This is a genomic window from Pseudomonas sp. MDT2-39-1 (genome assembly GCF_054898085.1).
Window position 1 is genome coordinate 1,500,619 of record NZ_CM142716.1, and the last position, 11,740, is coordinate 1,512,358.

Sequence of the window (11,740 nt, forward strand, 5' to 3'; positions counted from 1 at the left end):
GCGGCAACCGTTTTCCGCCGCCTGCCGCTTTTCTGCCGCTTATCACTGGCAACACCGACCACTGTAGGAGCGAGGCTTGCCCGCGAAGACGGTGTGTCAGACAGCATCATCATTGACTGACACACCGTCTTCGCGGGCAAGCCTCGCTCCTACAGGGATTGCGGCGCTCGTGGGAATTCATCAGGACAAAAAAAACGGGAGCCGATGAGGGCTCCCGTTTTTGGATGACGACAACAAATCACTTCGCCTGGTAAATGATCCCCGGGCTGCACTGGACCATCTGGTAATGATCCGGCAAACCGTTCAGCGCTTCGGAGGCGCCGAGGAACAGATAACCGCCCGGCTTGAGCGTGCTGTGAATGCGCAAAAGGATGTCTTTCTTCACCTCGGCGGAGAAGTAGATCAGCACGTTGCGGCAGAACACGATGTCGAACTTGCCCAGGGCCGCGTAGCTGTCCAGCAGGTTGAACGAGCGAAACTCCACGCGACTCTTGATCGGCGCCTTGATGGCCCAGCGCCCCGGCCCTTTCGGGTCGAAGTAACGCTGAAGGCGCTCGGGCGACAGACCACGGCCGATGGCCAGGCTGTCGTACTCGCCAGTCTTGCAGTTGGTCAGCATGGTGCCGGACAAGTCGGTGGCCACAATTTGCGCCCCCATCTTCAGCTGGCCCATGTTGACGCGCTCGAACTCATCGATGGACATCGACAGCGAATACGGTTCCTGCCCCGACGAACACGCCGCCGACCAGATCCGCAGACGCTGGCCGGGGGCCGCTTTGATCGCTTCGGGCAGCACCTTGTTCTTCAAGACTTCAAACGGATAGGTGTCACGAAACCACAGGGTTTCGTTGGTGGTCATGGCATCCACCACCATCTCGCGCAAACCGCTGCGCGGCTGGGTCTGGATGCGCTGAACCAGCTCACCCAGGGACTTGATGCCTTGCTGCTCCATCAGTTTGTTGAGACGGCTCGAGACCAGGTACTGCTTGTTTTCACCGAGCAAAATGCCACAGGCTTTTTCCAGAAATACCCGGAACTGTTCGAAATCCAAATTACCCGTAGACAAAGATGCCGCCTCTTAAATCGTGTTAACCACCAGGGACAGAAGGCCCCTAGCTGATATCTGCTGCTTTGATCCGGTCGACTACCCGGGATGCCAGGTCATCAGGACGGAATTTGGCAAGGAAGTCATCCGCACCGACTTTCTTGACCATCGCCTGATTGAATACACCCGACAACGAAGTATGCAGGATGATGTGAAGCTTTTGCATGCGAGGGTCGCTGCGGATCTCAGCCGTGAGGGTGTACCCGTCCATCTCCGGCATCTCGATGTCGGAAATCATCATCAGGAACTCTTCTTCCGGCTTCTTACCCTCGTCGACCAGCTTGCGCAAGTAATCCAGCGCTTGCTTGCCGTCGTTCAACGCCACCACTTCGACGCCGACCGTCTGCAGGCAACGACTCACCTGCTTGCGCGCCACCGACGAGTCATCGACCGTCAATACGCGCAGGGACAGCGCCTTGTGCTGGGTTTCGACATCCACCACGCCGACCGAAATCGCTTCCGGTGTCGGCGCCACTTCCGCCAGCACTTTCTCGACGTCGATGATTTCGACTAACTGATTGTCGACCCGAGTCACAGCCGTCAGGTAATGATCGCGTCCCGTGCCCTTGGGTGGCGGATGTATCTCCTCCCAGTTCATGTTGACGATGCGCTCCACCGATCGCACCAGGAAACCCTGGGTCTTGGTGTTGTACTCCGTGATGATCACGAAGGGATTGCTCTGATCTTTAAGTGCGCCGGAGCCAGTCGCCATTGCCAGATCAAGAATCGGAATGGTCGCCCCCCGGATATTTGCCACACCGCACACGACAGGACTGGACTTGGGCATCACGGTCAGTTTGGGGCATTGCAGCACTTCCCGAACCTTGAACACGTTGATCCCATACAGCTGCTGGCCGTCGAGACGGAACAACAGCAGCTCAAGGCGATTCTGCCCAACCAGTTGCGTGCGCTGGTTTACCGCATCCATTACACCAGCCATGCATAGACTCCTACACCAACGCTTAAGTGTGTTGCGACGCACATTCATTGCTAAACGGCACGGCGCTTGCTTTTTAACTCTTATGAACACAGAACCGACATTTTTCCGACGCCTGACATCAACTTCCCGCAAATTGCTTTGCGCGATGTCGGCCGTTTGCCTGTTCAACGCTGGCAGCCCTGCCCTTGCTGACGCGGTTACCTTGCCTGACATGCTTATCGGCGTCACTCAGGGCTTTCTTGAATTCACCGTAGAAGACTATTTGGCTACCAGTCAAACGGAGGGACGCTACGAAATCGAGGTCAACCAGCTCGATCCGCGACTGCGCATGCCCATGTGCGACAAGGAATTGACAGCCACCCTCGAGAGCCCGGCGACCCCGATCGGGCGGGTGACGGTCAAGGTTCGTTGCGACAGTACGTCCCCCTGGACAGTCTTCGTGCCCGCTCAAGTCCGCCTGTTTCGAGACGTTGTCACGACCACGCGCCCGCTTAAACGCGCCGGGGTCATCGAGCCCGGCGACGTCATGTTGCGCGAGCGGGATATCAGCCTGATCAACCAGGGTTACTTCACCTCCATGGATCAGGCCGTCGGGCAGAAACTTACCCGACCAACGGTCGCCAATCAGGTGCTGACGCTGGTTCATCTCGAACAGGCGGAAGTCATCAGCAAGGGCGATCAAGTGGTGATTACCGCCCGCAGTGGTACGCTCAGTGTGCGTATGCCGGGCGAAGCCCTGTCCAACGGCGGCCTGCGTGAACAGATTCGTGTGAAAAACCTTAACTCCCAGCGGGTCATCAAGGCGCAAGTCACAGCGCCGGGCCAGGTGGAAGTGGCCATGTAGAGCGATCTGTTGGTGAAGAGATGGCGCTCCGCCCGGCTGTTCCCTAAACTGTGCCGCAGGCAGGACTAGCGCTGGCGCATGCAAGCTCATTGATAAATGGGCCTAAAGTTTTCGCAGGGATAGCCGAAAACATGGCAAGCGTCCAAATACCCAGAGGTTTTTATCATGGTCATCGATTTCAGCCGTTTGAACAGCTCCTCGTCACTTACCGGTAGTACGCGTACCAGCACCGCGAAGGAAACTGCCGAAACCGGCAAATCCGCGCCGCTGAATACCCCGGCCGAACAGGCCAGTACCGCCAAAAGCGGGGAATCGGTACACCTCAGCAATGAGGCTCAACAGTTGCAGAAGGTCACTGACAAGCTGCGCGATCAGCCTGCCGTCGACAACGCCCGCGTGGCCGAGTTGAAAGCAGCTATTGCCGATGGCAGCTATAAAGTCGACAGCAACCGTGTAGCCAACAAACTGCTCAACTTCGAAGCCCAGCGCTAGGCCAAGGCCCGCGCCAGGCTTTTGGACGCTTAAACCCCAAGGCCAGCCATGCACGACACTAATTTACTGCAACTGATCACCGACGATTTCGCCCCAGCACAGCACTTGCTGGAGTTACTGCAAACCGAGTCCCTCGCCTTGCACGGTCGCGACATGCCACTGCTCGAAGAGATTCTGGCGCAGAAACAGGCATTGATCATTTTGCTCGATCAGCATGGCCGCAAGCGCAGTGAAATCCTCGCCAGCCTCAATCTGCCGACCAATCGCAACGGCCTGGAACAACTTGCCAGCCAGTCGAGCATCGGCGATCAATTGCGGGAGCAGAGCGACAAACTGACCGATCTCCTGGCTCAATGCCAGGTGGCCAACATCAAAAATGGCCAGTCGATCCTGGTCCAGCAGGCCGCCACGGCCAATCAGCTGAAAATCCTCAACGGCGGTGAACCGCCAGCGCTTTACGATGCCCGCGGATCAACCTCCATGCTAGCGAAGCCGCGCCCGCTTAGTCAGGCTTGAGCCTGTTAATGAGCACGCTCTATGAAGACGCCTCACATGCTGGCAGTATGCTGGCAAGTCGCAGTCATATTTTGTCTGGAGAATGATGAACCGTGTTCAATGCCTTAAACGCGGAAGATGCTCCGCAGCCACCCAAGGTGCTATCCACGCCGATGGAAATCGCCGGTAACCTGCGGCAGCTGCAAGAGAGCCATGACCCGCTGATCATAACGTTCCACGAACGCAGCCAGCGCTTCCAGAGTTATCTGGTGGACGTCGACCGTGACGGCAACAGCATTGCCCTGGACGAAATGGTGCCTCGCGACGGCGAACGTTATCTGCTGGCCGGCGAGCCATTTCGCGTTGAAGGCTTCCACGACGGCGTGCGCATTGCCTGGGAAAGCAATGGCCTGCTGACCATCGATGAATCCGGTGATCGCTGCTACCGTGGCACTCTCCCTGATGAAGTGGTCTACCACCAGCGCCGCAATGCTTTTCGGGCGGCATTGAAGCTGGCGCAACTGATCGATGTCGAACTGGGCGGTGAAAAGCTCAAGTTCCCGATCAGGGGCAAGTTGCTGGACATCTCGGCCACTGGCTGCAAGCTGCGCTTTGAAGGTGACATCACCGCCAAGCTGCAACTGGGTCAGGTCTACGACCGCTTTGTTGCCAATCTGCCATTCGGCAGCATGACCGCGCCGGTGGAACTGCGTTACCTGCACTTCGAAGAAAGAATCTCCACCACCTTCGCCGGCATCCGCTTTCACAACATGAGCGGACTGGTGCAGCGCCAGGTCGAACGGTTCGTCTATCAGCTTCAGCGTGAAGCGCGCCGCTTCGACAAAGACGACATCTGATACAACGCTTCAACAAAAAACGGGCAGTCCCTTGCGGTGACTGCCCGTTTTTTATACGCCGGTTTTAAGGCCTGGCTTCGGTAAAACTTTGCTCGCGGCCCGCGCCCGGGTCTTCGGGCGGTGGATCGGTTTCGGGTTCCGGTTCGGGTTCAGGCGCAGGTTCTGGGTTGATCGGGTTCTGCATCTGATCCTGCACCACCTGCTCATCGACCCGCGGGTCAAGGCACGCCACCAGTGGCGAACTCGACATGCTGTCCGGCATGGCCACGTGATGCAGCGGCGCATCGTCGACCTGATGCAGGTTGGTGACCGCTTTCGGGCGAATCCGCCACACCAGCACCAACGCGAAGAAACTGAAGAAGGCATACAGCATGTGGCTGCCAAACAGCTTCATCAGCACCCCGGCCACCAACGGCCCGATACTGGCGCCAACGCCGTAGGTCACCAGCAACATCGCGGTCAGGGACACGCGACGATCGCCTTCGACGTGATCATTGGAGAACGCCACCGCCAGCGGATACAGGCAGAACATTACCAGCGAACAGAAGAACCCGGTGACAAACAATACCTCCAGCGGTACCTGTTGCATGATTGCCAGCGGCAACGCGGTAAGGGCCAGGATCACCGCAAAACAGCGGATCAACAACGCCCGGTCATAACGGTCGGACAGCCAGCCCAGCGGCCACTGAACCAGCAACCCGGCAAAAATGCAGCTACCCATGAACAGACCGACCTGCTCCGTGGATAACCCTTGCTGCGAGGCATAGAGCGGCGCCAGACCGTAGAAGGAGCCAATGATCAGCCCCGCTCCCAGCACCGTACTCAACGACTGCGGCACCCGCTTGATGAAGAATCGCGGTTCCATTGGCGCAGGATGCAGCGGTGCCGGGTGAATACGACGTGTGAGGGCCACCGGCACCAGGCACAGCGCGAAGCACAAAGCGACCAGCATCAGCAACTCCAGGCCCAGGGCCGGGTGCATGACCAGAATCAGCTGACCCAGCACCAGCCCCAGGTAGGAAGCGATCATGTAGCCGCTGAACACCGTGCCGCGCTGCGAGGCTTCGGCCTGCTCATTGAGCCAGCTTTCGATGACCATGTACTGGCACATCATGCCGAGGCCGACGATCACCCGCAGGAATATCCAGGCCGGCAGCCAGTCGACCAGGCCATGACCCAGCACTGCCGCGCCGACAATCCCGGCGCAGGCTGAATAAGCACGAATATGCCCGACCCGGGCGATCAGTCGGTGACCGATCTTGCCGCCCAGTACCAGGCCAAAATAGTTGGCCGCCATCAACGCACCGACCCACAAACTGTCGACGTTATCCGCCGCCAGGCGCAAGCCCAGATACGTACTCAGCAAGCCTGAGCCGATCAACATCATCAGCGAGGCAAAATAAAGCGCTCGAAAAGGTTTCCAGATTTGGCGCATCGGCGTTCCGAGCGGCTCCTTGCGGTGAGAAACGGGCTATCCGAAAAGATAGCCCGAAGACGACAGGTCGTCAGGCCTGGGCGGCCAGGACACGGCGCTCCCAGGGAGTAATTTCATCAAAGAAGCTGGTCAACTCCATGGTCTTCGAAGCGACGTAGCCTTCGATGAACTCCTTGCCAAACAGTTCCTTCGCCAATTGGCTACGTTTCAGACGTTCAAGAGCGGCATGCAAGGTACACGGCAACGCAAGATTATCCGGGACGTCGAATTCACCCTGGATCGCCTCGCTCGGCTCCAGTTCGTTTTCGATACCATGCAAACCGGCGGCAAGGCTGGCGGCGATCGCCAGATAGGGATTCGCGTCGGCACCCGGCAAGCGGTTCTCGACCCGACGAGCGGCCGGCGAACTGGCCGGAATGCGCAATCCGGCGGCACGGTTGTCGTGGGACCAGCAGGCATTGTTCGGCGAGGCAAACGGATGGCACAAGCGCTGATAGGAATTCACGTTCGGCGCAAACAGCGCGGTGAAATCCGCCATCCCGGCCTGCTGACCACCAATGAAATGCCGGAAGGTCGCCGTCGGCTGACCGATCTCGTCGCTGAACACATTCCGCCCGCTGCCGATCTCGACGATGCTTTGGTGAATGTGCATCGAACTGCCCGGCGTGTGCGCCAGCGGTTTGGCCATGCAGACCACGATCAGGCCGTGCTTGAGCGCGACTTCTTTAAGCAGATGCTTGAACAGGAACGTCTGGTCGGCCAGCAGCAACGGATCGCCGTGCAGCAAGTTGATCTCGAACTGGCTGACGCCCATCTCGTGCATGAACGTGTCCCGGGGCAAGCCCAGCGCCGCCATGCAGGCATAGACTTCACTGAAGAACGGCCGCAAGCCGTTATTGGAACTGACACTGAACGCCGAATGCCCTTCCTCACGCCGACCGTCCAGGCCCAGCGGCGGCTGGAACGGTTGCGTCGGATCGGGATTGGGCGCGAACACGAAAAATTCCAGCTCGGTCGCCACCACTGGCGCCAGGCCCAGGGCCGCGTAACGCGCGATGACCGCTTTAAGTTGGCCGCGGGTCGACAGCTTCGAGCTCTCACCGGTCAGTTCATCGGCGTCGCAAATGGCCAATGCCCGCGGTTGATCGCTCCAGGGCAAGCGGTGGATGTGCGTCGGGTCAGGCACCAGTGCCAGGTCGCCATCATCGCTGCCGTAAAAACGTGCTGGCGGATATCCGCCCATGATGCATTGCAGCAGCACACCCCGCGCCATCTGCAAACGCCGCCCTTCGAGAAACCCCTCGGCCGTCATTACCTTGCCACGAGGCACGCCGTTCAAATCCGGCGTAACACATTCAATCTCATCAATGCCCGTCAATCGCTGCGCGAGTGAACGCTGGCCATCGGTTGTCATGACGCAATCCTTTGTAATTGTGGGAGCCGCGAACGGCGACCCGTACAAAATAGGCTCCGCCTGTTCGGAATATCAAGCAGCGCCACACAAAAAGAACGTCAGGGCAGATAGAGACTGAACAGGCCGCCGCCCAACGGGCCGCCGTTACTGATTTTGGTGCGCCCGCCGACGCCATTACGCTGGTGCAGCGCGGCGATCCGTCCGGCGAAGTACAGGCCCAGACCGGTGCTGCTACTGCTGTAGTTGATGCCCTGCACATAATCCGACTGAAGCTCGATCATCGCGGGTGGATAACCGTCGCCATCGTCGTTGATGGTCAGCACCAGTTGACCGCCCTCATCGCTGACGCTGATCAGCAGCGACTGGCGGGCGTAACGAATGGCGTTGGTGATGGTATTGGCCAGCACCGAGGCCACCAGCTCCCGGTCGAAGAAACCCAGGGGGCTCAACGGGTCGACTTCGTAGGTCGCGACAATGCCGCGACTGGCGAACACCTCTTGATGACAGGCCAACTGCGCTTCGAGGAAGTCATCCAGATCATGGTAGGCCGGTTGCAACGGCATCTGATTGACGCCCAGTTTGTACAGCCCCAGCAACTGCACAAGCATGCCGTTAAGGTGAGCGAACTCGTACTCGATGACACCCTGCTCCGGGCTGTGCTGCTCGGGATCCGGCAAGCGCGCCAGCCATTGGCTGTGAGCCTGCATCAGCATGGCCAACGAGTTCTTCATGTCGTGGACGGTGGAGGCAATCACCGTGGAAAAATCCAGTGCAGAGTTGTCTTGGCTCATCCGCTGAACGCCTTGATTTTCAGTTTCTGGTAGCGCGGATAACGCGCGTCGGTGTCGGGCATCATGCCGACGAGTTTCAGGCAGGCCCGGCATTCATCCAGTTCGGCCGACGGTACGCTAGTGTCCGTGCCGTGCAGCAGCGACTGCGCCATGTTCAGCGCGATACTGATGTTCTTCGGTTGCATGTGCAGGGCCTTGCGAAACACCGCTCGAGCTTCGACCAGGTTGCCGGTCTTGTACACCTGCACGCCTTGACGGTTGAGGTCGGAGGCCGCGTTACTCTGGTTGAGAATCGTCGGGTCATCGGTCAGTTTGGCGATGCCTTGCATCACCACCGGATCGTCACCGTAGATTTCCGCACAGTTTTTCAGCATCGACGCGCCGGCGCTCGCCTGGCCAAGCATTTGCAGCTGCTTGGCCACTAACAGCGCCGCTTCGGCGCTCATGAACTGCTCCATGCCATCGAGGCGCATCATCGCCTGCTCGGTGAGCTTCTCGGCGGTTTCTGCGTCGTTGAGCAACAGGCTGGTGGCTTTCATCAGGCGCGCACGAATCTGCAAGCCGGGATCGCTGGGGTTTTCCTTGGCCACCAGACTGAGGGTCGTGTTGATTTCCAGTCGAGTGCGGGTATCCAGACCTTTCTCGCTGCCTTTGCTGATCAAGGCGTGGGCCAGGCCGAGGTTGCTTTCGGCATCCTTGAAACGCGATTGAGCGCCTTGGGACACAGCCTGGCGGTACGCCTTGGAGGCCGTGTCGAAATCTTCGTTGGCCATCGCCAGTTTGCCCAGCAGCGCTTGCCGGCGCACGGCCAGCGGCGACAGGCGAATGGCCTCTTCCAATACTTTCTGCGCGCCCTTGTTATCCCCTTCGACCACCAGCACGTCGGCCATGCCGTCATACAGCGCCGGCATCATCGGAAACACTTTCAGGGCTTTTTCGTAGATGCCCTTGGCCTGGCTAACCTGGCCGCGCTTGAACAGCAACTTGCCCAGCCCGGCAAACGCCCACGGCAAGGGGCGATCGGCAATGATGCTGTCGTAGAGGCGTTCCAGCGCTTCGTTCTGATTCAGGTCGCGCAAGGCGTCCGCGCGGTAACGCAGGCACAGCGGCGAATAACGGATGTCCTTCTTGCACAGCTCGATGCAGGCATTGAGTACTTCGAGCGGTTTGCCACGATCAAGCGCTTGCAGGATCGGCCTGAGCAAATTCTTGCGTTGTTCCAGACGCTCCAGGCGCTGGGCCAGGCCGGAACGGTTGAACGGTTTGGTCAGGTAAGCGTCGGGCTCGTGTTCCAGCGCGCTGAGCACCATGGCCTGGCTGGTTTCGGCGGTAACCATGACGAACACACTTTCATGGCTGATCAGCTTCTCGATCATCAAGTCTTCGAGGACTTGCTGGCCGTTCTTCTTGCCGTCGCCGAGGTGGAAATCCTGCAGGATGAAATCGTAGGCCTTCTGCGAACACATGCGCAGCGCCTGCTCACCGGTATCCGCGGTGTCGACGTCCTTGACCCCCAGTTCACGCAGCATGGACCTGACGGAACTGCGGAAATCCGAGAAATCATCGACGATCAGAAAACTCTTTTGGTGATACGACAGCATCGAAGATTTCCAGGCAATTTTGAGAAGAAGACCATGACCGTTCGGGTTATCGGCCAGTAGTGCAGTTCCCTTGAGAAATCCCGCCTTTCAAGTGTCTCTAAATATTTGAAGGTGTTATTCAGAAACGGGATTGTCCTGCACTTTGGTTTCATGGATGAGCCCGACGTACCCATGGCCAATCAGGAAGTCAAGCTCCTGCTCGCTCGCAATAGCGATGATGAACGAATTTTGGCAACGCTATTTGGATGTTATCTCCATATCAGGACTTAACGTTCCCAACCAAGCCACTAGCCCCACAATCAAAACCGCTGTCGATAACTCGACCAACACGCTGCGCCTTAACGCATTCGCCGCCACTCGATATTCCCCCTCCCGCAACGACCGCTCCAAAAGCGGGCCAAGGTGAAATCGGTTCAGTGCGGCCAGCACCAGCATCCCGGCAAACAACACCACTTTGATGATCAGCAAAGTCCCGTAGGTGCTTAGAAGCACGGCATCGAGTTTTGGGCCCACGATGAACAGGTAGTTCACGACGCCTGTGACCGTGATGACGACTACGATCAAAGCGCCCACCGATTCGAATCGGTTGACGGCCCGGGCCAGCAAACTGATGCTCTCTTCGGTTTGCAGTGTGTCGAGCATTGCCATCCTGGCAAAAGCGACTAATGCACCCAGCCAGGCGCCTGCCGCCAGCAGGTGCAATATGTCCATCGCAAAATGCCAATAACGACGACTGCCTTCATCCATCGCCCCATGACCGCTCCATGCCAGACTGGCGAGGGCGATCCCGCCAGCAATAGCTGCGACCACCAAGCTAAAGCCAGGCGCACGCTGGTTGAGCATCACCGCTAAACCGCCAACAACTAACGCGATGATTCGCACGACCCAGGCCAGCCCTACGTCCGTCTCAAATACCATCATTTCAATATGCGGACGCAACTCAGCGAAGTCCGACTCCCCGCTCATGGCGCTCGCCATCATTACCATGCTGGCGACAGACACCAGCACACCGAGCGCCGTCGTACCCGCCACGATATCCGTAAGCGCTTCACCAATCGTGAGGTCACCACTGGCCAGATCATTATGTTCGGGTTGACCGGGGGGCTGATTCCTTGCCCAGCGGCTATCACCGTTTTGCTGCTCTGCCTTCAGGTCAAGGAAGTTGCTTTGGGAGGCATGCTGGTACTGTGTTTCAGCCTTGGTTTGGCGCTTACATTGGTATCCGTCGGTGCGGCGGCGGCCATTGGCGCTAAGCAAGCTTCCTTTCGGCAGATTGTTTATGCCGTGCATCCAATTGTATGAGCCATTTTCAGCGACTACACTCCAGCCCATGAAACGCTATTTGCGGTTTTGCCTCATCTTCATGATCAGCCTGGCGCTTCCCCTCAGCGGGATGGCGGGCGTTCAGGCACCGACAGAACCTTGCCCAATGAAAACGATGGGCATGGCGATGATGGACGACATGGAGATGGACTGCTGCAACGATATGAAAAGCCCTTCCGAGCACGGCAAACCTTGCAAGCCGGGCCAGGAGTGCAAGACTGGCGGCATGCTGCAAGTCTCGATCTTCAAACCTCCTGTAACCTTATTCAGCCCCGTAGTGCTTTCCTTCTTTAGTGATTCCCTGCCCGTACAGACCCCGTCCGGGGTATGGCGCCCGCCTCGCGTTTGATTCCTGTCCCACATTGAGCCTCATTCCGCATTAGCGGGATGGACTAGCTGCGCGCATGTCTTTTGACGCACGCAGTGGATGATCACAGGAATCG

12 protein-coding genes are annotated in these 11,740 nt (G+C 58.3%); 5 read left to right on the forward strand and 7 right to left on the reverse strand.

Annotation, left to right across the window (positions count from 1 at the left end; genetic code table 11):
• Positions 1 to 238 precede the first annotated feature (238 nt).
• Together cheR and ACYZTM_RS07420 are read right to left on the reverse strand one after the other, a co-directional pair.
• Positions 239 to 1,066 (reverse strand): protein-glutamate O-methyltransferase CheR, encoded by an 828-nt coding sequence (gene cheR / locus ACYZTM_RS07415; protein WP_010457158.1) that lies wholly within the window; start codon positions 1,064 to 1,066, stop codon positions 239 to 241.
• Positions 1,067 to 1,112: 46 nt separating this feature from the next.
• Positions 1,113 to 2,045 carry a chemotaxis protein CheV gene (locus tag ACYZTM_RS07420; protein ID WP_461987910.1) on the reverse strand — a complete coding sequence of 311 codons (933 nt, stop codon included), beginning with the start codon at positions 2,043 to 2,045 and terminating at the stop codon, positions 1,113 to 1,115.
• Positions 2,046 to 2,127: 82 nt separating this feature from the next.
• On the opposite strand from ACYZTM_RS07420, the gene flgA reads away from it, so the two are divergent.
• The 4 genes from flgA to ACYZTM_RS07440 all read left to right on the forward strand — a co-directional run bounded on the left by flgA (position 2,128) and on the right by ACYZTM_RS07440 (position 4,733).
• Positions 2,128 to 2,889, forward strand: coding sequence for a flagellar basal body P-ring formation chaperone FlgA (flgA, locus tag ACYZTM_RS07425; protein WP_461989109.1), 762 nt, complete (start codon positions 2,128 to 2,130; stop codon positions 2,887 to 2,889).
• A 165-nt stretch (positions 2,890 to 3,054) separates the two neighbouring features.
• Positions 3,055 to 3,381 (forward strand): flagellar biosynthesis anti-sigma factor FlgM, encoded by a 327-nt coding sequence (gene flgM, locus ACYZTM_RS07430; RefSeq protein ID WP_131060263.1) that lies wholly within the window; start codon positions 3,055 to 3,057, stop codon positions 3,379 to 3,381.
• 48 nt (positions 3,382 to 3,429) lie between these two features.
• On the forward strand, positions 3,430 to 3,897 hold the full coding sequence (locus ACYZTM_RS07435; RefSeq protein ID WP_131060262.1) for a flagella synthesis protein FlgN: 468 nt from the start codon (positions 3,430 to 3,432) through the stop codon (positions 3,895 to 3,897).
• Between the two features lie 92 nt (positions 3,898 to 3,989).
• Entirely contained in the window at positions 3,990 to 4,733 is a 744-nt protein-coding gene (locus tag ACYZTM_RS07440) for a flagellar brake protein (protein WP_131060261.1), read from the forward strand.
• A gap of 64 nt (positions 4,734 to 4,797) precedes the next feature.
• Here ACYZTM_RS07440 and ACYZTM_RS07445 read toward each other — a convergent pair whose 3' ends face one another.
• From ACYZTM_RS07445 to copD, 5 genes are all read right to left on the reverse strand, one after another.
• Positions 4,798 to 6,168: an MFS transporter gene (locus ACYZTM_RS07445; RefSeq protein ID WP_131060260.1), complete on the reverse strand. Its 1,371-nt coding sequence runs from the start codon at positions 6,166 to 6,168 to the stop codon at positions 4,798 to 4,800.
• Positions 6,169 to 6,238: 70 nt separating this feature from the next.
• Positions 6,239 to 7,480, reverse strand: a complete 1,242-nt coding sequence (locus ACYZTM_RS07450; RefSeq protein WP_461989110.1) for a glutamine synthetase family protein — start codon at positions 7,478 to 7,480, stop codon at positions 6,239 to 6,241.
• 200 nt (positions 7,481 to 7,680) lie between these two features.
• A complete protein-coding gene (locus ACYZTM_RS07455) occupies positions 7,681 to 8,373 on the reverse strand; it encodes a sensor histidine kinase (protein ID WP_131060258.1) in 693 nt (230 codons plus the stop codon).
• Positions 8,370 to 9,974 carry a tetratricopeptide repeat-containing response regulator gene (locus ACYZTM_RS07460; protein WP_131060257.1) on the reverse strand — a complete coding sequence of 535 codons (1,605 nt, stop codon included), beginning with the start codon at positions 9,972 to 9,974 and terminating at the stop codon, positions 8,370 to 8,372. Before ACYZTM_RS07460 ends, ACYZTM_RS07455 begins: the two co-directional genes overlap by 4 nt.
• Positions 9,975 to 10,211: 237 nt before the next feature.
• Complete coding sequence (gene copD / locus ACYZTM_RS07465) at positions 10,212 to 11,306, reverse strand: copper homeostasis membrane protein CopD (RefSeq protein WP_461987914.1); 1,095 nt, start codon at positions 11,304 to 11,306, stop codon at positions 10,212 to 10,214.
• On the opposite strand from copD, the gene ACYZTM_RS07470 reads away from it, so the two are divergent.
• Positions 11,305 to 11,646: a hypothetical protein gene (locus tag ACYZTM_RS07470; protein ID WP_461987916.1), complete on the forward strand. Its 342-nt coding sequence runs from the start codon at positions 11,305 to 11,307 to the stop codon at positions 11,644 to 11,646. The genes copD and ACYZTM_RS07470 overlap by 2 nt on opposite strands.
• Positions 11,647 to 11,740: the final 94 nt, after the last annotated feature.

Bases quoted from the DNA above. Each gene is read 5' to 3' on its own strand.
- ACYZTM_RS07420 (WP_461987910.1), bottom strand. From the start codon at position 2,045: ATGGCTGGTGTAATGGATGCGGTAAACCAGCGCACGCAACTGGTTGGG.
- flgA (WP_461989109.1), top strand. From the start codon at position 2,128: ATGAACACAGAACCGACATTTTTCCGACGCCTGACATCAACTTCCCGC.
- flgM (WP_131060263.1), top strand. From the start codon at position 3,055: ATGGTCATCGATTTCAGCCGTTTGAACAGCTCCTCGTCACTTACCGGT.
- ACYZTM_RS07435 (WP_131060262.1), top strand. From the start codon at position 3,430: ATGCACGACACTAATTTACTGCAACTGATCACCGACGATTTCGCCCCA.
- ACYZTM_RS07445 (WP_131060260.1), bottom strand. From the start codon at position 6,168: ATGCGCCAAATCTGGAAACCTTTTCGAGCGCTTTATTTTGCCTCGCTG.
- ACYZTM_RS07450 (WP_461989110.1), bottom strand. From the start codon at position 7,480: ATGACGGCCGAGGGGTTTCTCGAAGGGCGGCGTTTGCAGATGGCGCGG.
- ACYZTM_RS07455 (WP_131060258.1), bottom strand. From the start codon at position 8,373: ATGAGCCAAGACAACTCTGCACTGGATTTTTCCACGGTGATTGCCTCC.
- ACYZTM_RS07460 (WP_131060257.1), bottom strand. From the start codon at position 9,974: ATGCTGTCGTATCACCAAAAGAGTTTTCTGATCGTCGATGATTTCTCG.
- ACYZTM_RS07470 (WP_461987916.1), top strand. From the start codon at position 11,305: ATGAAACGCTATTTGCGGTTTTGCCTCATCTTCATGATCAGCCTGGCG.
- copD (WP_461987914.1), bottom strand. From the start codon at position 11,306: ATGGGCTGGAGTGTAGTCGCTGAAAATGGCTCATACAATTGGATGCAC.